The organism is Halomonas sp. Bachu 37 (assembly GCF_039691755.1).
GTDB classification, from domain to species: Bacteria; Pseudomonadota; Gammaproteobacteria; order Pseudomonadales; family Halomonadaceae; genus Vreelandella; species Vreelandella kashgarensis.
In genome coordinates this window covers 950,281-968,223 of record NZ_CP137552.1, presented here as the reverse complement: position 1 = coordinate 968,223, position 17,943 = coordinate 950,281, and the positions used below count along the sequence as shown (strand labels likewise).

Below are 17,943 nucleotides of genomic sequence, written 5' to 3'. Positions count from 1 at the left end.
TCTCCTTCCCCTGAATACTTGGCCTTATGTTAAAACCCTGAAATATAGTCACAAAATATTATTAGGCAAGGCTAATTGCTACCCCTGTATGGCTTCATGGGAAATGCCTTGTGGTAAGCCATGCTTGTTCGGCACACTGTTTGGGGCTTCCTCGTATCGCCATCGCCAGAACGCCAGCAACAGGCTGATAGCCAACAGCATGGCGCCGGCGGTGTGCAGTAAGGCTAACCATAAAGGCAGCCAAAGCAAAACGTTGGCAATGCCAATCGCGGCCTGAGCAGCATAAACCAACAGCACCGACGCCAAATAGGGACGTAGCACTCGAGATTGTCGATATCGCAGTACCAGCCCCAGCAGGACCACACCTAGCACTAGCGCCACCAATCGGTGAGTGAAATGAATGGTGGTGCGGGCCTCTGCGTGCAATTTACCGTGCAAATAATTAGGACCCACGGTCTGGGTTAGATGGAAACCTTCACTCCAGTCCATCGCAGGTAACCACTCGGAATTGCAGGTGGGAAAACCTTGGCAGGCGAGCCCAGCATAATTGCTCGTTACCCAACCACCCAGAGCCAATTGCAGAACCAGGACAAGCGCGGCAAGTCCCCACCCGACGCTGGGACGCCGTGGCGAGCCATCTCCGCCGGATGCGTAGCGCTTCAACCGCAGGTGCAACCAGAGAAAGAGCGAAAGTACCGACAACCCTCCCAGCAAATGCAGCGTCACCACCTGTGGCCAGAGCCTCAGCGTGACGGTAAAAGCGCCAAACGCACCTTGCAGGATAATCACCCCGAGCAACGCCAGGGATAGCTTCCACGGATAACCCGAATCGCGCCTTGATTGCCGTCCCAGCAGGACGATTCCGATCACCAGGAGCCCAAGCAGACTGGCGATATAGCGATGCACCATTTCCACCCAGGCCTTGACGGGTTCCAGTGGCGAGTCAGGATACGCCAGGGAGGCATTGTCACTGCCCGGAACCACCAACTGACCATAGCAGCCGGGCCAATCGGGGCAGCCGAGGCCGGCATCGACAAGACGTGTCCAGGCCCCCACCAGCATTACCAAGGCGGTGAAAACGGTTCCCACAAGGGACAATCGCAACAACCATGTCAAGCGGCGTGAACCAGGCGCCATCGCATCGTACTCCCTAATTCTTGTAGACATTGATTACACGTGATAACGACTTGCGCTTACTTTAATACTTGGGGTTCATCCGCAGAAGGTGATTGATGTCCTCCAATACTGCCTTTGCCGGTGTGCCAGCGGCAAAGGCCAAGACCGGCCGGCCTCGGGGGTCGAGTATCCAACTTCCTCCCGGGCTTGCCCAGGCAGGGCGCTCACGCCAGGAACGGCTTTCCTCACCTGGCAACAGAGGAATCTCACCACCGATACGCAACCGACTGATCCGTGGTGCCTCCTTGCCCAAGGCCCGATGGACCCGCCACCATTCGTCTGCCTGGGCAGCACACTCCCGTTCGCAATCGAACGCCAGCATCCAGGTTGCGGTTTCAACCTCAGAATTCACCCAAGCCCGCTCAAGTGGCCACTGATGCAAGTACGGAATGGCCGGGTCGAGCTCGCCATGAGCGGTGCGTTGCTGGGGGATACCGATATTCCACGTCACCATCACCCAAGCCACGAGCATGGGTAAGGCAAACACCGCAATCAGACACAGGAGCTTGAGCTTCTGGCGAGCGACTCGATTCATGTACTGCCTCCATTCCATTGCTGATTATCGTATCGCAAGCGACGCGCACCCAGCATCATGACGACGAAAGCCGCTAACGCCAGCCCCCACCACTGGACAGCGTACCCCAGGTGCCGCGAAGGAGGCATGACGTTGGCTTCCCACCAAGGCTCCAGTGCGCCCTCTCCGGCTTCAAGATGCAACCACCCCGAATAAGCGAACTCCCCTACCTCCGCCCATTCTTGCAGTTGGATCTGCTGTAGGCGTAGCCCTTCGCTATTGGGACCCAGTAATAGCCCCTGATCGCCCGCCGCCTGCCACTCACCCGTCACTTCCACCTGGTCGCTTGGAGTTTCCACATTGGGCGTATCCCGGCTTGGTCCGGTTGGCAGAAAGCCACGTTCCACCAGCCACATGCGCCCTTTGGAATCTTTCAGTGGGGTCAATGCCGCCACTCCCAAGCGACCGTTCAAGGTTCGGTTGTCCAGAAAGCGTGTGTGCTCTGCCAGATAGTGTCCGGTAAGCGTCACCTTGGCTCCCGGCACGGGTGGCTCGGCAGGGTTGAGCATTACTGGAGCCGTCTGGCGCTGTTCAAGCAATGCCTGCTTGTCAGCGGCCCGTTCCCACTGCCATAGTCCCAGAGCGATACCCAGTATCACCAACACCATCCAGAATCCGTACCAGCCGATCAAGCGCCAGCGATCACGCCGGACCTGAACCGCACCTTGCGAGGAATTCTCCATGTGGCTCAAAGTACTTATCGCTCTTGTATTTGTCGCCATGCTCGTCAGCTTGGTGGCAGGAGCCAACTTCCTGCTACGCGACGACCAGGCCTCACGGCGACTGCTGGTCTCGCTCAAGTGGCGAATATCGCTGGGCTGTCTGCTGATTGCTCTTCTCATCTATGGCTTCTGGTTCGGTGATTTGGGCTAAGCGTTGCGGTATGCATTGCGCTACAACACATAGACGAAGATGAATAGTCCTACCCAGACGACATCGACGAAATGCCAGTACCAACAGGCTGCCTCGAAGCCAAAATGCTCTTCTCGTTTGAAATGTCCCTTGTATACACGCGCCAGCATGACGGCCAGAATCAACGTACCGATAATGACATGCAGGCCATGAAAGCCCGTCAGAATAAAGAAAGTCCCGCCGAAGATGCCCGCCTCCAGGGTAATGCCGTAGTGCGTAAAGGCTTCAAAGTATTCGACACCCTGGATAATGATGAAACAGATCCCCAGCAATACGGTGACGGCCAGCCAATTGCGGCACGTCCGGCGATAGTTTTCCTTCAATGCTTCGTGGGCCACGGTCAAGGTGATGCTGGAGGAAACCAGGATCAGCGTATTGACCAAGGGCAACTGCCAGGGGCTGAAGACATCTCTCGGGCCGATTACCGAGGAGTCGGGAGGGTTCAGCAGTGGCCATTGAGGAACGAATTCAGGCCATAGCAAGGCCGAAACGCCTTTCGCCCCTTCTCCTCCCAGCCAGGGTACGGCAAACATGCGGACATAGAACAGGGCGCCGAAGAACGCGGCGAAGAACATCACTTCCGAAAAGATGAACCATGCCATTCCCCAGCGGAATGAACGATCCATCTGCTCGTCATAAAGCCCCCTGCGTGATTCGGACACGACGTCCCGAAACCATAGCGTCATGACGGCAATTACCCCGACCAGACCGACCAGCATGATGAACATGCCTTTGCTGTAGACGAGCTGCAGGCCCGTTCCCAGCATCATCACGCCAAGGGCTAACGAGCCCAATACCGGCCAGCGGCTCGTCGCAGGTACATAATAGCTACCACTGCTCATATCCTTCCTCCTGCGCGCTGCGCACGTCGATCGGCCATGACTTCTTCGTGTACGGGGTAGAGGGTGTAGACCAGCGTAATAGTGCGGATATCGTCGGGCAGATCCCGGGAAAGCTGGAAAACCAGCGGTATCTCGAGCTTCTCTCCCCCCGCCAGCTGCTGCTCCGCGAAGCAGAAGCAGCTGATCTTGCGTAGATGACGCGACGCGCTGGATGGCGACACACTCGGGACCGCCCGGCCTGTGCTCATGGCGGGGCTATGATTCTGGAAGGTAAAGTTTATTTCCGATGTCTGGCCGGGATGAACGCTGACTTGCCGCGTTTCGACCTTCATCTCCCAGGGCAGCCCCGAACTGCCGCGGGTAATGAACTGCACAGTGACATAACGGGACTCATCGACGCTTTCGTGGACAATCGCCTGGGCGGTGTTATCCACCTTCCCATTGAGCCCGGTGATCTGACAAAACACGTCGTACAGCGGCACCAGAGCAAAGGCGAAGGCAAACATCCCCGCCAGTGCCGCCATGCTGCGCCATACCGTCCGCCTGATTGCAAGGGCCTGTGCCGTTTCGCGCTGCTGATCCATTTCGCACCTCCTGCCGCCTGGACTCACTGCTCAATGTGACGAGCGCTGGAAAACCGGCGGTGTGTCGAAGGTATGCAGCGGCGCGGGGCTGGGAACGCTCCACTCCAGATCTTCCGCACCGTCCCACGCCTTGGCCGGCGCCTTCACGCCCCCCCGCACACACAGCACCACTACCAGCACGAAAAGCAGCTGTGACGCCCCGAAGAGAAACGCCCCCAGGCTGGACAGCAGATTGAAGTCAGCGAATTGCAGGGCATAGTCCGGTATCCGCCGCGGCATGCCGGCCAGACCCGAGAAGTGCATGGGGAAGAACGTTAGATTGACCCCGATTACCGAAAGCCAGAAATGCCACTGGGCCAGGCGTTCATGAGGATAATGCCCCGTCCACTTGGGCAGCCAGTAGTAGACCCCCGCCATGATCGAGAACACTGCACCGGGCACCAGCACATAATGGAAATGCGCCACAACGAAGTAGGTATCGTGATACTGAAAATCGGCGGGAGAAATCGCCAGCATCAACCCCGAGAAACCGCCGATGGTGAACAGCACGACGAAGGCCAGGGCAAACAGCATGGGAGGCTCGAAAGTGATCGACCCCCGAAACAAGGTAGTCACCCAGTTGAACACCTTCACCCCTGTGGGTACAGCGATCAGCATGGTGGAGTACATGAAGAACAGTTCCGCCGCCAGCGGCAAGCCCACCACGAACATATGGTGCGCCCAGACGAGAAACGACAGAATGGCTATCGCCGCGGTCGCGTAGACCATCGATGCATAACCGAAGAGCGGCTTGCGCGCGAAGGTGGGAATAATGGCCGAGACGATCCCGAAGGCCGGCAAGATCATGATATAGACCTCGGGGTGGCCAAAGAACCAGAACAGATGCTGGAACAGCACGGGATCACCGCCGCCGGCGGCATCAAAGAAACTGGAGCCGAAATTGATGTCCATCAGCATCATGGTGATCACCCCGGCCAGTACCGGCATTACCGCAATCAGCAGGAAAGCGGTAATCAACCATGTCCACACGAATAACGGCATGTCCATCAACCGCATACCCGGCGCCCGCATGTTCAAGATGGTAGCGATGATATTGATGGCGCCAAGGATGGAACTGATACCCGCGATATGTAATGACAGGATAAAGAAGGTCGTGGATGGCGGCGCATAGTTTGTGGAAAGCGGTGCATAGAAGGTCCAGCCGAAATTTGGCCCACCGCCCGGCATGAACAGGGTGGAGAGTAGCAAGGTGAAGGCCACCGGCAATAACCAGAAACTGAAATTGTTGAGTCGCGGTAGCGCCATGTCGGGCGCCCCGATCTGCAGAGGAATCATCCAGTTGGCCAAGCCGGTGAACGCCGGCATCACCGCGGCGAAGACCATGATCAAGCCGTGCATGGTTGTCATCTGGTTGAAGAACTCGGGTTGCACGAGTTGCAAGCCGGGCTGGAACAACTCGGCCCTTACCACCAGCGCGAATATCCCGCCGATGAAGAACATCGTCAGCGAGAAAATCAGATAGAGAGAGCCGATTTCCTTGTGGTTGGTGGTCAACAACCAGCGAAGAATCCCCCCGGGAGCCGGATGGTGAGTATCGCCATGGTCATTGACCGTGGTGGCGGTTCCCGAAGCCACACTCTGTTCCAGCGGGTAGCGAGGAGGTGTCTGAGGCGCCATATGGTGTCTCCTGTCATTTTATTGTTGTCGGCAAGCACTTATTGGGTCAGTTCCTCAACCACTTCTGCAGGCTGCACGACATCCCCGGTATCGTTACTCCAGGAATTACGTGTATAGGTCACTACCGCAGCGATTTCCACGGGGTTGAGAGTGGACCGGAATGCCGGCATGGCCGTACCCGAGACACCATTCAATACCGTCGACAAGTGCCAGTCGCGGTCACCGTTCAGTTGCACGTTGCCGTCCAGCGCCGGGAAGGTGGGTAGCGCTCCTTGACCTTCACTCTGGTGACAGGAAGCACAAATGGATTGATAGACCTGTTCCCCGCGCACCATCAATTCATCCATTGTCCAGTCACGATCTACGCTCGAGGCTTCTTGCTCTGCCTCCTCCCGCCGCTGAACCATCCAATCATCGAACTCCTGCTCTTCCACGGCATGCACCACAATGGGCATGAACGCATGGTCTTTCCCGCACAACTCGGCGCACTGTCCCCGATAGATACCGGGCTCGTTGATACGCACCCAATTTTCATTGATGAACCCTGGAATCGTATCCTGCTTGACAGCAAGCTCCGGCACCCACCAGGAGTGAATGACATCATCGGAGGTCATCAGGAATCGAACCTTGCGGTTGATTGGAAGCACCAAGGGATTATCGACTTCGAGCAGGTAGTGCTCGCCGAAATCCTCCTCGCCGCTGATTTGGGCACTTGCTGTGCCCAGGTTGGAAATGAACGAGACATCCTCGCCTAGATATTCGTAACGCCAGCGCCACTGCTGGCCGGTGATCATCACATCGAGGTCGGCTTCGGAAGGGTCATACATTTGCTTCAGCGTGGCAGTGGCCGGTACTGCCATACCCACCAGGATCAATAGGGGAATCGCTGTCCAGAGCACTTCGATCGATGTGTGCTCATGGAAATTGGCCGCCTTGGCGCCCTTGGAGCGACGATAACGAAACAGGGAGTAGAACATTACCCCGAAGACAACGACTCCGATCACCACACAAATCCAGAAGATCGTCATATGCAATCCATGGATATCGCGGCTCACGTCGGTTACCCCAACAGGCATGTTCCAACCATTGGCCTGCGCCGACAACGCACCTAATAGGCAACCGCTACCGATTACCCATTGCCCTCGTGCCCGCATGAGCACCTCCACTATTATTGTTGTTCTTGCTTATCGGCACTCTGTTCTTGTTGATATGCCTCAAAACAATTACATCAGGGAAACGTTAATTGCAGTATAGGTAAGATTGATGATTCGTCACGTCAAGCCATCGCCCGGTAGTCAACGCTAGTGACTTGCCATGGCATTCGCCAGCCAGATCAGCCCCATCACCATCAACGCAGCCAGCACTATCGCCACCAGGATAAAGCTCCATGGACTCGTGGAACTGAAATCCACTTGCCGTTGCCGATCATTCTGCACTCCCAGAAAAGCCGCCAATACCGATTTCACGACTGCCCACATGTAGCCACCCCCTGCATCATTTTAACCATCAAGCGAAAAGGCTCTTGGCTCAGGCCGTTGTTCAAGGACTTTGATCAAAATCAAAATAGTGCTGACACGCCACTCCGCCAACCTTTAGCCTTGACTATACTGAAAGAAAAGCCAATTCCCCTCTTGAGTTCTATCTACAAATCTTTCAACGAACTCTGTCAAAAGCCCTATCAAAACTCTGCCAACAGAAGGAGGCAAACCGTGGCCACACCCAAAGTAACAACATTGAGCCCTGCCTTCTCCACTACCCAGCCAATCGCCGCCTGGTGGAGTCAACAGTGGTTGCAAAGCACACTGCCTCTTACCCGCATGCAACTGGTTTGGATGGAGAACCTGGCCCAGACCATGCAAATGGAAGCGCAATTCATGCAAGCCCTCATGGAAAGCAGTGAAAAGATCAGCCAATGCTTCTGGAATCATCAAGGCAACACCTCAGCCGCTGAGGTTACCGAATGCTATCAGGAGGTTGTGCAATCGCTGACCGAAGCACACATGGAGCGCCTCGAAAGAGTCACTGAACTCACCCAGGATTTCCGGCGGTCTCTTTGGGAAGAAATATAGCGCAACAACAAACAAGCGAGGTGACGAGAGCCTATTGACATCAAGCGCAACATCAGCGTAAAGCCAAGCGGGCAACATATTGAAAACGAAGCGCAAAAACCTCTTTTCATTTGCCGCGCAAAACGCTAGTATACGCACCGTCTTCAAGCAAAGCGCTGGATGACGAAACGGAGCGTGGCGCAGCTTGGTAGCGCGTTGCAATGGGGTTGCAAAGGTCGCAGGTTCGAATCCTGTCGCTCCGACCAAATATAGCAAGAAAAACCGCCACTTACGGATCATGCCGGGTGGCGGTTTTTCGTTTCACTGGCAAACAGAAATTCTAGGTTCCAAATAGGTTCCAGCGGTCTGGAGCTTGGTTTCTGACCTTCGCAGCAGGTATCCAAGGTGAAGCGAAATATTTTTTATTAGGAGAAATTGTAAAATTGGAGATAACGGTATATCAAGCTTGGCCATCTAGTCGATACCAGTGGATATCTTCGATGATGGTCGCCATGGGCCCGCTGCAATTGGCGAGTCCGTGATGCCTTAGCTCGCGCCACGCTCGCCCTGCCGATGCCGATAGAAGAAGCGCAGCATTTACTTCGCGGCGTCGGGGCCCCTGGGGTCGGTATAGCTTCTCCTCGCGCTTCCTCCCGCCCAGGCGTGGCCCGCGCCGTGTATCCGCCATTGCTCCAGACGCAGCTCGCCCTTCGCATCATGATGCGAGGTACGCGTATAGGCATGGCCATTGGTTACCTGCCCCTCCTCCACCGTGACCCTGGCGTTGCCCTGACGCTCGCTCGCCGTTTCGCCCTTTTTACGCGTGGCGGCTACTGGGCGACAACGCGATCCGCATTGCTGGGGTGCACGGTCGTGTCGCGATCTCCATGAAAGATGATGGCTGGCACTTCCGACGCCCACCTGGATTCTCGCGCTGCAACACCGCCTCCCAAGGGACCCGTGCCGCCCTGCATCGCCCCTAGGGCATCGGGGGAAGCTCTGGGCCACACCGTGGGGCAGCCCGGAGTGCACGCCCACCGTCGCAAACAGATCCGGATAGGTCATTTACCAGGGTCGTCGCCATGGCCCCGCCTGCCGAGAGGCCGGCGACATAGACCCGGCTCGCATCGAGCCCGTGCGTGTAGATGATCTGACGGGTCAAACAGGCAAGGATAGCTGGCTCAATACCCTCACGTTGCTGGTCTTCGGCCTTGAACCAGTTCCAGCACTTCGAGCTGTTGGCGGTCATCGGCTGGGCCGGATAGAACACGCAACACAGCTGCTCTTCGGCCAGTCGGTTCATGTTGGTTCCGGCAGCGAAGTCATCAAGATTCTGCGTGCAGCCATGCAGCATACCACCAGTGGCAGCCCCTGACCGTGATGTCCGCTGGGGATGTACAGCTTGTAATCGCGCGCCGGTCCGGTTGGTAAAGCGGCCGGCCGTGAACGTGCCGGGCAGTACCTCCTCGGTGATGCCCGTGCATGCTCGGGCTGCGCTCCGGCGCCTCGAAACCTGAGCCACTTGTCGCGCCATGCTGCAGGCACCCCACTATCGCCGTTCGGGAAACCCCTGTGGACGATTGTCAAGCCTGGCCAAACGCGGAAAAGGCGTCGCTCGCGCTGTCGATTCACCTGTCCGGTCAGATATCGACTCAGCAGATGCTGGCCTTGACGCTGCCATCTCCTCGTCGACGACCTGGCAGTAGATATTGCCTTTGCGGTACGGTTTACCCGGCGTCTCCTCACCCCTCGTTCCATCCTTCCCACGGACATCGCACCCTGCAGGACGGCCATGGCCTCGTGCAGCTTCCAGGCGCGGGTCAGCCGCGTCGCTTCTTCCATTCGCTTCGTCATGGTGGCGTCGATCATCGTCAATATCTCTATGCAATGATTCAGTGAATTCGATCTGCCAGGGTGGCCTTGACCGCCGCGCTGGCATGCAGGGCGCCCAGCACGACCACCGGCTCGATGGTGGCGCGGGCAAGCACGGGCCCGGCAAGGTGGCGAGAAAGTCCTGAAGACACAGCCCCGCTCCGGGCGGCCAACATCGCTGCCTGATGAGAAGATGTCTCAGGTGCTGACTACTGGAGGCGTTGGGACCTGATGGCTTTGGCTAGGGCTATAGTGATTTCTGGTGTACGGGTGGAGGTAGGAAGGGTGGCGTATCCTGTTGATTGATCACGACCAAGATCCCAATCAACATGAGTGGATACGCCATGAACGATTCTACCCTCCGGGCTCTTTCACAACCAGAACCCCAGGTCGCTAACCCGCTGCACGAGCTGCTGCGCCAAGGCGCCCGTGACCTGATCGCCAAGGCCGTCGAGGCTGAACTGGCCGCTTTCCTGGCGCAGACTGCCGACCAACGGCTCGATGATGGCCGCCAAGCCGTGGTCCGCAACGGTTACCTGCCCGAGCGGACTGTCCAGACTGGGGTCGGGGATGTCAGCGTGCAGGTACCCAAGGTGCGTGACCGCAGCGGCGGTGGCGCTCGCTTCAACAACAGCCTGCTGCCGCCCTACCTGAAGCGGGCCCGTAGCATCGAGGAACTGATCCCCTGGCTCTACCTGAAGGGGATCTCCACCGGCGACTACCAGGAGGCCCTGGCGGCACTGCTGGGCGAACAGGCCAAGGGGCTCTCGGCCAACACGGTGTCTCGGCTCAAGAAGCAATGGGAGGCCGAGCATACCGACTGGCGGCAGCGGGATCTGTCAGACCGACGCTACGTCTACTGGTGGGCCGACGGCATCTACAGCCATGTCCGCATGGATGACCGCCTGTGCCTGCTGGTGATCATCGGCGTCACCGAGCAGGGCCGCAAGGAACTGGTGGCCGTCGAGGACGGCTTCCGCGAGTCGGCGGATAGCGGGAAGACGCTGCTGATGGGCCTGCGAGAACGCGGCCTAACTCAGGCTCCCAAGCTGGCAGTAGGCGACGGCGCCATGGGGTTCTGGGCGGCGCTGAGCAAGATTCACCCCGAAACCGACCATCAACGCTGCTGGGTCCACAAGACGGCTAATGTACTGAACAAATTGCCGAAATCCGTTCAGCCCAAGGTCAAGGCCGACCTCCATGACATCTGGATGGCCGAGACCCGCGACGAGGCGCACAAGGCCTTCGAGCGCACCCTGAAACGCTTCGAGGCCAAGTACCCCAAGGCGATGGCGTGCTTGGCCAAGGATCGGGACGAACTGCTGGCGTTCTACGACTACCCGGCAGAGCACTGGGTGCACATCCGCACCACCAACCCGATCGAGTCGGCCTTCGCCACGGTCCGCCTAAGGACCAAGCGCAGCCGGAACTGCGGCTCCCGAGCGACGACCCTGACGATGGTCTTCAAGCTGCTTCAGAGCGCCCAGAAACGCTGGAGACGCATCAAGCATTTTCAGAAATTGGAACTGGTCGTCAGCAACGTCAAGTTCCAGGACGGAGAGCAGGTAACTGATCAGTCAGACAGGACTGCCGCCTGACGGCCATCCATCAGTTTTACTACATTGCTCGTACAATACAGAATCTAGGTACTTGATGGCTTGCAAACCATTTCTTTAGAATAGAGTTACTCCTTAAGCGCCCAAGTCCTTTTGAGCATACATTTAATAATGTGTTCTATGTATTGTGTTATTTTTTTCAGGAAACTAAGTGCAATAAAATAATAAAATGATGAAATTAAGGCAAATTCTCACATCAGCTTCAACCGATCACTCTCACGGTGCAATATGTTGCTTGTTGTCCTCCTTGAGTTGCGCCATAGTCTCTTAAAATAATCTAACGTGATCAGAGCAACATCGGAGCTATTATGGTCAAGCGACTTCCCCGACTATGGATGCTTCCCTGGATATTGTAGTGGTCAAGTGTTTTTGGCCACCGAATTTTGAGTATTCCAGTAGTTCTTTTCTGCCACATTCGGCGGTAGGCCACCGTTATGCTTGTGCGGCCTGAGGCTGCTGTAGTAACCGATCATATAATCAGTGACAGATTGCTTCGCCGCCGCAACATTGGGGTAGCCAATCTCTGGCATCCATTCCGTTTTCAGACTCCTGAAGAAGCGCTCTGTCGGGGCATTATCCCAGCAATTGCCACGGCGACTGAGACTCTGCGTCATCCGGTAGCGCCAGAGCATCTGTCGGAATGCCAGGCTGGTGTACTGGCAACCCTGATCCGAATGAAACAGAATGTCCGGTGGCTCTCGACGCGATTCGTAGGCCATGGTCAGTGCCTTCTTCACCAGCTCCGTATTCGGAGACAAGGACAATGCCCAGCCCACGGGTTTACGGGCATACAAATCGATGACCACCGCCAGATAAGCCCAGCGTGCCCCTGTCCAAATATAGGTAATGTCGCCGGTCCATACCTGATTGGGCTCCTTTACGTCGAATTCCCGATCGAGAAAATTCGGGATATCCAGGTGCGGCTGATCCGCCTTCTTGTAGGCGTGGCTTGGCGGCTGTGTGCTCACCAGCCCCAACTGCTTCATCCGTCTGCTGGCCCGGTAACGACTCAGCGATGTTCCAGCCTGCGTGACCATTTTGGCGATGCTGCGAGCGCCGGCAGAGCCGTTACTGACGGTATGCGCCTCGACAACCTGGTCCAGCAGCTTCTGCTCAGTCTCACAGGGCCTTCTGTCCCGGTCACGCCAGGCCCGGTAGCTACTGCGATGCACCCCAAACACCTGGCACAAGTGCTGCACCGCATAGCTCTCTTCAAGTCGCTCGATTATCGAGAATTGTTCAGGGAGTCCGACATCAAGAGAGCAGTAGCCTTTTTTAATATTTCCTTCTCTTCCTCCACCCGCCGCAGCTTGCGCTTCAGTTCCTGAATCTCACGCTGTTCCGGCGTCAGAGCCTCACCTTTCAGCGGAGTCTTGCCTGCCCGCTCAGCACGAAGCCTGCGTACCCAATACTCCATGGTGGATTTGCCAACGCCCATGGCCTCACACGCCGCCTTCAGCGAGTAACCCTGATCGACCACGAGCTGGGCCGCCTCCAAGCGAAATTCCGGACTGAACGCTCTCTTCTTCGTCATCATCTGCACCTGACTGTCTATGTGAGTGATCATACACTCAAAATCAGGTGGCCAGATTCACTGTGCCACTACATATTGATGCTTGCCGCATGTGGTGATGACGGACCCAATGAATCCATGCTGCAAGAGTCCTTGAGCGACTTCATTCAAGAAGACGCCCAGGAGAATTTCACCCTGGCACTTCCTCTGCATAGCACCCAAATGAGAGCCAATGAGCTGATCATTAATGCAAGGGAGCCCAGTCATGACTATGCCATTCTCCAGACCCTCGCGAACAAGGGAAGGCTAAAACGCAGTGATACCGAAGATCTCATGTTGGTATATTCTGTGATAGAAGACAGCAATGACTTTATCAGAGAAGACATGGAAGGAAACATTACCATCGTAATAGGTAGCTTGACGGTGGATGATATTGTCGGCTTTACGGAGCCCACCGAACAGAGCCAGTCTGGGAAAACAGTGGCGACGGTTAGTTTCAAGGCGGAGTTTGCGCCTTGGTTAGACGACGCCGATGTCCAAGCCATTCGCGGCTGGTCGGCTCTAATGTCCGAGCACATTCACGATGCCGGTCGCAATCCAGCGTCTCAGCCATTTTCGAACACGTTCATGCAATCTGCCTTTCACACTGTGGCGGTTGCAGCCGGTGGAGGGAGCCTGTTTGATCTAGATCAGGCATCGACTTTCTGGATTAACCTTGCCCTGGAATCGTACACGTCCGAAGTGCCGTTTCTGCGAACGGATGATGGCTGGACCCCGGCGCCTAATATGGCCGAGTGGAAATTATCAGAGGTCAACGGCATCGGCAATCTGACCGCCACGGACTTTGAGGAATTGGGCGAAGCCAGTATTGCGAGACTCAACAGCAAAGTACAAAAGCCTGACCCGCCTAGCGCGGACGAGCTTTCCGTCGTGTTAGCAGATGCGAATCGGCTGGCCAACATGACTTTCCGAACGCCGCTTCAGGACGCGGGCAAAAGAGTATGTTCTGCTGGCTATGATACCGATCTGATGGGGCGGGAAACAACGCTGGAGTACGACTGCAACAACACCATTATCGAACAGCTGGAACGCATGGTGGATAATGGCCATGTGACGCGTAGCGTTCCCAGGGCAGGCGAGGTGCACTATGCCATTGAGGAAGATTTAAGCTCCCAATTGTCTGGAAATGGGGTTCTGTCCATCGGCACATATGCCATCGATATGGATTCACTAAGTCAGGCAGTGGTAGAGCTGAATCCTGTTGGTCTCCCCGCCTACGGAACGTCAGTGGCCTTATTGGGTCAGCCTTATGAGTGGGCCAAGCCCTACCATGATACGTCGCAACATGACCGAAAAGAAGTGCATGTAATGATGCTGTACACGAACGGAAAGTGGGTCAACACCTGGTGAACCTTATTCGTCTTCTTCGACTCATTTAGAGTGTGTGACTTATGGATACTTGTCAGCAAAAACGCCCCTCGGGCCATGCCGGTCAATTCTCCCTTGCCCTTGGCTTGGCTCTTGGCTTCTGCATTGTGTTCAGCTCCCCTGGGGTCGCGTCTGAGCCGTACGATGAGCAACACGTTATCGAGGCGATCAATACCTACTTCACCAAACTAGAGCCCAAGCCTTCGCAGCAGTTAGCCCTGTCGATACGGAGTGACCAACTTGCGAGTGACGAGGGCATTATCTGCAAACAAGCACCGCCGAGGTCCGATGAGGGTCGCGATACTGTTCTGGGTTCCGCAGAGTATCAGCGAATCGAGCGCCGCTGTTCTTCCAGCCCCTATATGGGAATTGCCGTTGAGAAGGGCCTTGTGAAGCAGACCGAAAAGTCTCCCTATGTGTATCACTACGAGCTCACTTCGTTTGGCAGGGAGAAAGTCTTCGTAGATGAGTCGAATGCCATGAACTACTTCCGTTATATCGTTCCGGTGGTGGAAAACATTTTGGAGATAGAGGCATCGACCAATCGCTATAACGTCCCCATCCTGCATGTCAGGTATTCCGTCGTATCTGAGCTGACAGACTGGGCAGCCGGCGTTAGCGATTATGAGAATCGATTAAAAATGATTCGACGCCGTGGGGATAGGGCTCAGTACTTGGCGGAACTATGGGAGACAGATCAGGGCCTCGATATATTTCATGTCAAGCAACTGAGATAACTCAGACAAGCGCGATATAGGTTGATCGGGTATGGGCGTCCCGCGACACATCAAGTCTTGGGCACTGGCCAGTGGGTACGTCTGACCCGCATCTCTAGATCGCCTCCGCAGTGTTTGCAGAGGACGTTTTCTTCGGCGCAGGCCCGGCATAACGCATCGGTATTCGTGCTGCCGTAGAAGCCAAAGACCCAGCACTGGCTCTATGTGGCCGAGCCGCATCTCTATGGAGCAGGCCAGGCCATCCTGGATCGCGAGGGCTAGGACAACTTCGAAGTGGTGCACATCGCCACGTACACGCCTCTGGCGCGATGACCTGGCGGGGAGCCATCCGGCTCATCCGTGGCGCATTTTGCGAGCACCGGCTTACGTCGCATCCATCGACGACTACCAGGAGGCTCTGGCGGCGCTGCTGGGTGACTAGTCCAAGGGACTGTCAGCCAACTCCATGACATCTGGCTGGCCGAGACATGCGAAGAGGCGCACAAGGCCTTGAACGTACGCTGAAGCGCTTCGAGGCCAAGTACCCCAAGGCGATGGAGTGTCTGGCCAAGAATCGGGACGAGTTGCCGGCGTTCTACGACTATCCGGCAGAGTATTGGCTGCATATCCGTACCCACCAACCCGATTGAGTCGACCTTCGCCACGGTCCGGCTACGGACTAAGCGCAGCCGAAACTGCGGTTCCCGGGCGACGACCCTGGCGAAGGTCTTCAAGCTGCTCCAGAGCGCCCAGAAACGTTGGAGACGCATCAAGCACTTCCAGAAGCTGGAGTTGGTCGTCAGCAACGTCAAGTTCCAGGACGGAGAGCAGGTAACTGATCAGTCAGACAGGAATGCGGCCTGACCGCCATCCACCAGATTTGACGATAACTCCTTTGGCTATGAGGATCAGCGCTGGACGATACAGCGTATTGTCGACTCGGTCGCTCGGCTGACGGACGTTCGGTATAGCCAGACACACATGGGGCGGCTCCTGAAGCAGTGTGGATGGTCCTGGCAGAAGCCCAGACGACAGGATATCTGCCGCGACGAAGCCGCTACCGAACACTGGCGAGACGTGATCTGGCCGGAATTAAAAACAGGCCCGGAGACAGGAAGAAACCCTGATCTTCGTGGATGAGTCGAGCTTCCACCTCTGCTCGCATCACCGGGAGACATTTTCTCCGTGGGCAGGACCCCAGTTGTCAAAGGGAAGCGGGGGCAATCGCCTCTCCACATGGTGATTGGTGCCGTGTCACTTCAGGGACGATCCTATTTCAGTTGGGCGCCGGGAACCGTTACCGGGGCTACCATCGTTACCTTCCTGAAAACACTGCTCCGGTACTGGCGCGGCAAGCTGCGAATCATCTGGGACAACGCCCCGGTTCATCGCTGCCGAGAGGTTCGTGAGTGGCTGCGCCAACCGGACGTTCAGGCACGCCTGAGTCTGGAGCCGCTGCCGCCTTATGTGCCTGTGCTGAATCCAACGGAGTCCTTATGGAGCTGGATAAAACGCAAACGGGCGACCTTGACGTTCAAGGATGCGCTGGGCTTGGGGCAATGGCTTAAACGCACGACATCGTGGATAAAGCGACGTCATGATCATGTCAGGAAACTGATGAAAGCTTCTCCCGTTCATTTGAAACTAATGGGTGAGATCGGTAAGCCTACAGAGCCCGGTGGTGGTAATTCCCCAGCTCTGGCCGGCCTGTATCTCGGTCGGTTCCAGATGTGTAGTTGCTGATCTAGTCTGGAGAAGACGAATATCGAGTTCTCGGGCGGCTGCATTGATGCAGACACCATCATGTGAGGATCACATCTTGTTAGGTCTCGATATAACGGCACGTGCCTCTTTCACCGAAGAGTTTGCCTTGCCATGGACCCCGCGTCTCGATAAGTGTCTTATCAGGATAGCCATTGCTGCTGGGCAAGATCACCATACCGTTATTAACAGTATCTGATAGTAGCAATCCGATTCCAATCTCAAAAAAATTTATCTGTTACATCTTCGTCTAAACGCCCAATTTCTTTAATTTCAAAGCTCCTAGCACACAAAAAAGGCACTATGATGTCCGAAAATTAAGCCAAGATAATCCCGACATGCCAAACGATGACTACTTAACCATTTTGCAAAATTCACTACATCTATACAAACAAGGGGTATGCTCAGAGCTCATTGAACTGCCCGAAAAAGCCGTATTTCCCCACTTGATTACCTTCTCACCGGCTACTGCCCGAAAAAGCCGTGTTACCGGATTACTTGGCGGCCGGCGAGCACCAATATTCGTCCGACGAGGGCGCATGATACGATACCGCCTCAGTGACATCCTATGTTGGCTTGAAGACAGCCCTTCGGGGCATAGTACAGTTCATATCAAGTTTTCTTCAAACAACAGTCATTCTATATAAACTAGCCAGGGGAAAATCAGGAATTATAAATATTACACATGCATCCCTATACTTATTATAGTGATGCTTGCCTCCGTAGGCCTCAACGGCCCCAAAGTGGAAACTCGATAACGAAGTATTCTTGAAGTGACCCCCTCCAAAGTTGCACAGGCTATCGTGCAGCAACCAGGAGGACAAAATGAGCGAAGAACAATCAATCAAGCGCTGTACCGCCAAGCGCAAATCCGCCGTAGTCATGGATATTTTCAAAGGCAAGACCATCGTAGCTGAGGTGGCCCGGCAGCACGACTTGACGGTTTCCGAAGTCGAGGGCTGGATCGAGGAAGCCCAGCGTAGTATGGAGAACGGCTTCAAGGCCCGCCCCAAGGATATCCGTGAACAGTACGAGTCCGAACTGCGCGAGACCAGGGAGGCGCTGGGCGAAACTCATCTGCAGATTTATGCATCAAAAAAGTGGCGCCGCCTGCTCGACGAGGACGACAACTCGTAATGTCGCTGCAGGCGGAATTGGCCAACGAGGGCCATTCGGTATCGCTAGCTAACCTCTGTCGTTGGCTAAGCGTCCCCAGACGGAGCG

19 protein-coding genes, 1 tRNA gene and 1 pseudogene are annotated in these 17,943 nt (G+C 55.9%); 10 read left to right on the top strand and 11 right to left on the bottom strand.

The window, feature by feature from the left end:
• Window positions 1–78: 78 nt before the first annotated feature.
• Genes R5M92_RS04420 through R5M92_RS04410 form a run of 3 tightly spaced genes read right to left on the bottom strand, consistent with a single transcriptional unit; the run spans window position 79 to window position 2,433 of the window.
• On the bottom strand, window positions 79–1,167 hold the full coding sequence (locus R5M92_RS04420; protein ID WP_346798140.1) for a COX15/CtaA family protein: 1,089 nt from the start codon (window positions 1,165–1,167) through the stop codon (window positions 79–81).
• Window positions 1,168–1,198: 31 nt separating this feature from the next.
• Entirely contained in the window at window positions 1,199–1,711 is a 513-nt protein-coding gene (locus R5M92_RS04415) for a hypothetical protein (RefSeq protein WP_346798138.1), read from the bottom strand.
• Window positions 1,708–2,433 carry an SURF1 family protein gene (locus tag R5M92_RS04410; protein WP_346798137.1) on the bottom strand — a complete coding sequence of 242 codons (726 nt, stop codon included), beginning with the start codon at window positions 2,431–2,433 and terminating at the stop codon, window positions 1,708–1,710. The genes R5M92_RS04415 and R5M92_RS04410 overlap by 4 nt, the downstream gene beginning before the upstream one ends.
• Between R5M92_RS04410 and R5M92_RS04405 the strand changes: the two genes are divergently transcribed.
• On the top strand, window positions 2,432–2,623 hold the full coding sequence (locus R5M92_RS04405) for a DUF2909 domain-containing protein (protein ID WP_346798135.1): 192 nt from the start codon (window positions 2,432–2,434) through the stop codon (window positions 2,621–2,623). The genes R5M92_RS04410 and R5M92_RS04405 overlap by 2 nt on opposite strands.
• A 20-nt stretch (window positions 2,624–2,643) precedes the next feature.
• On the opposite strand, the gene R5M92_RS04400 is transcribed toward R5M92_RS04405, so the two are convergent.
• The 5 genes from R5M92_RS04400 to R5M92_RS04380 form a co-directional block, all read right to left on the bottom strand.
• Window positions 2,644–3,504 (bottom strand): cytochrome c oxidase subunit 3, encoded by an 861-nt coding sequence (locus R5M92_RS04400; protein WP_346798133.1) that lies wholly within the window; start codon window positions 3,502–3,504, stop codon window positions 2,644–2,646.
• Window positions 3,501–4,088: a cytochrome c oxidase assembly protein gene (locus R5M92_RS04395; RefSeq protein ID WP_346798132.1), complete on the bottom strand. Its 588-nt coding sequence runs from the start codon at window positions 4,086–4,088 to the stop codon at window positions 3,501–3,503. Before R5M92_RS04395 ends, R5M92_RS04400 begins: the two co-directional genes overlap by 4 nt.
• Window positions 4,089–4,118: 30 nt before the next feature.
• Window positions 4,119–5,765, bottom strand: coding sequence for a cytochrome c oxidase subunit I (gene ctaD / locus R5M92_RS04390; RefSeq protein WP_346798131.1), 1,647 nt, complete (start codon window positions 5,763–5,765; stop codon window positions 4,119–4,121).
• 38 nt (window positions 5,766–5,803) lie between these two features.
• Window positions 5,804–6,919 carry a cytochrome c oxidase subunit II gene (gene coxB, locus R5M92_RS04385; RefSeq protein ID WP_346798130.1) on the bottom strand — a complete coding sequence of 372 codons (1,116 nt, stop codon included), beginning with the start codon at window positions 6,917–6,919 and terminating at the stop codon, window positions 5,804–5,806.
• 147 nt (window positions 6,920–7,066) lie between these two features.
• Entirely contained in the window at window positions 7,067–7,243 is a 177-nt protein-coding gene (locus R5M92_RS04380; protein WP_346798128.1) for a DUF2970 domain-containing protein, read from the bottom strand.
• Window positions 7,244–7,474: 231 nt separating this feature from the next.
• On the opposite strand from R5M92_RS04380, the gene R5M92_RS04375 reads away from it, so the two are divergent.
• Together R5M92_RS04375 and R5M92_RS04370 are read left to right on the top strand one after the other, a co-directional pair.
• Window positions 7,475–7,834 carry a hypothetical protein gene (locus R5M92_RS04375; protein WP_346798127.1) on the top strand — a complete coding sequence of 120 codons (360 nt, stop codon included), beginning with the start codon at window positions 7,475–7,477 and terminating at the stop codon, window positions 7,832–7,834.
• 168 nt (window positions 7,835–8,002) lie between these two features.
• Window positions 8,003–8,079 (top strand) — tRNA-Pro (locus R5M92_RS04370).
• Window positions 8,080–8,792: 713 nt separating this feature from the next.
• Here R5M92_RS04370 and R5M92_RS04360 read toward each other — a convergent pair.
• Window positions 8,793–9,116 carry a PHB depolymerase family esterase gene (locus R5M92_RS04360; protein ID WP_346798125.1) on the bottom strand — a complete coding sequence of 108 codons (324 nt, stop codon included), beginning with the start codon at window positions 9,114–9,116 and terminating at the stop codon, window positions 8,793–8,795.
• 589 nt (window positions 9,117–9,705) lie between these two features.
• Window positions 9,706–9,837 (bottom strand): hypothetical protein, encoded by a 132-nt coding sequence (locus tag R5M92_RS04355; protein WP_346798124.1) that lies wholly within the window; start codon window positions 9,835–9,837, stop codon window positions 9,706–9,708.
• Window positions 9,838–10,029: 192 nt separating this feature from the next.
• Here R5M92_RS04355 and R5M92_RS04350 point away from each other — a divergent pair, with 192 nt between their 5' ends.
• Window positions 10,030–11,283: an IS256 family transposase gene (locus tag R5M92_RS04350; RefSeq protein ID WP_346798123.1), complete on the top strand. Its 1,254-nt coding sequence runs from the start codon at window positions 10,030–10,032 to the stop codon at window positions 11,281–11,283.
• A gap of 377 nt (window positions 11,284–11,660) precedes the next feature.
• Here the strand turns inward: R5M92_RS04350 and R5M92_RS04345 are convergent.
• Window positions 11,661–12,835, bottom strand: a protein-coding gene (locus R5M92_RS04345; protein WP_346795833.1) for an IS3 family transposase whose coding sequence is annotated in 2 segments (ribosomal slippage) — window positions 11,661–12,580 and window positions 12,580–12,835 — 1,176 coding nt in all. Because the reading frame shifts where the segments join, the coding sequence is not laid out codon by codon here.
• Between the two features lie 132 nt (window positions 12,836–12,967).
• On the opposite strand from R5M92_RS04345, the gene R5M92_RS04340 reads away from it, so the two are divergent.
• From R5M92_RS04340 to R5M92_RS04320, 6 genes and pseudogenes are all read left to right on the top strand, one after another.
• Window positions 12,968–14,224 (top strand): hypothetical protein, encoded by a 1,257-nt coding sequence (locus tag R5M92_RS04340; RefSeq protein ID WP_346798121.1) that lies wholly within the window; start codon window positions 12,968–12,970, stop codon window positions 14,222–14,224.
• A 41-nt stretch (window positions 14,225–14,265) separates the two neighbouring features.
• Window positions 14,266–14,979 carry a hypothetical protein gene (locus R5M92_RS04335; protein ID WP_346798119.1) on the top strand — a complete coding sequence of 238 codons (714 nt, stop codon included), beginning with the start codon at window positions 14,266–14,268 and terminating at the stop codon, window positions 14,977–14,979.
• Window positions 14,980–15,420: 441 nt separating this feature from the next.
• Window positions 15,421–15,822: pseudogene (locus tag R5M92_RS04330) on the top strand (transposase); the annotation flags it as partial.
• 57 nt (window positions 15,823–15,879) lie between these two features.
• Window positions 15,880–16,098 carry a winged helix-turn-helix domain-containing protein gene (locus tag R5M92_RS16195; RefSeq protein WP_417339122.1) on the top strand — a complete coding sequence of 73 codons (219 nt, stop codon included), beginning with the start codon at window positions 15,880–15,882 and terminating at the stop codon, window positions 16,096–16,098.
• A 96-nt stretch (window positions 16,099–16,194) separates the two neighbouring features.
• Entirely contained in the window at window positions 16,195–16,701 is a 507-nt protein-coding gene (locus tag R5M92_RS04325; protein WP_417339059.1) for a transposase, read from the top strand.
• Between the two features lie 843 nt (window positions 16,702–17,544).
• Entirely contained in the window at window positions 17,545–17,856 is a 312-nt protein-coding gene (locus R5M92_RS04320) for a DUF1153 domain-containing protein (RefSeq protein ID WP_346798116.1), read from the top strand.
• Window positions 17,857–17,943 lie beyond the last annotated feature (87 nt).

Excerpts from the sequence above, each read along its gene's own strand:
- R5M92_RS04420 (WP_346798140.1), bottom strand. The coding sequence starts at position 1,167 with ATGTCTACAAGAATTAGGGAGTACGATGCGATGGCGCCTGGTTCACGC.
- R5M92_RS04415 (WP_346798138.1), bottom strand. The coding sequence starts at position 1,711 with ATGAATCGAGTCGCTCGCCAGAAGCTCAAGCTCCTGTGTCTGATTGCG.
- R5M92_RS04350 (WP_346798123.1), top strand. The coding sequence starts at position 10,030 with ATGAACGATTCTACCCTCCGGGCTCTTTCACAACCAGAACCCCAGGTC.
- R5M92_RS04380 (WP_346798128.1), bottom strand. The coding sequence starts at position 7,243 with ATGTGGGCAGTCGTGAAATCGGTATTGGCGGCTTTTCTGGGAGTGCAG.
- R5M92_RS04360 (WP_346798125.1), bottom strand. The coding sequence starts at position 9,116 with ATGAACCGACTGGCCGAAGAGCAGCTGTGTTGCGTGTTCTATCCGGCC.
- R5M92_RS04335 (WP_346798119.1), top strand. The coding sequence starts at position 14,266 with ATGGATACTTGTCAGCAAAAACGCCCCTCGGGCCATGCCGGTCAATTC.
- R5M92_RS04405 (WP_346798135.1), top strand. The coding sequence starts at position 2,432 with ATGTGGCTCAAAGTACTTATCGCTCTTGTATTTGTCGCCATGCTCGTC.
- coxB (WP_346798130.1), bottom strand. The coding sequence starts at position 6,919 with ATGCGGGCACGAGGGCAATGGGTAATCGGTAGCGGTTGCCTATTAGGT.
- ctaD (WP_346798131.1), bottom strand. The coding sequence starts at position 5,765 with ATGGCGCCTCAGACACCTCCTCGCTACCCGCTGGAACAGAGTGTGGCT.
- R5M92_RS04325 (WP_417339059.1), top strand. The coding sequence starts at position 16,195 with ATGGTGATTGGTGCCGTGTCACTTCAGGGACGATCCTATTTCAGTTGG.
- R5M92_RS04320 (WP_346798116.1), top strand. The coding sequence starts at position 17,545 with ATGAGCGAAGAACAATCAATCAAGCGCTGTACCGCCAAGCGCAAATCC.
- R5M92_RS04400 (WP_346798133.1), bottom strand. The coding sequence starts at position 3,504 with ATGAGCAGTGGTAGCTATTATGTACCTGCGACGAGCCGCTGGCCGGTA.
- R5M92_RS04395 (WP_346798132.1), bottom strand. The coding sequence starts at position 4,088 with ATGGATCAGCAGCGCGAAACGGCACAGGCCCTTGCAATCAGGCGGACG.
- R5M92_RS04410 (WP_346798137.1), bottom strand. The coding sequence starts at position 2,433 with ATGGAGAATTCCTCGCAAGGTGCGGTTCAGGTCCGGCGTGATCGCTGG.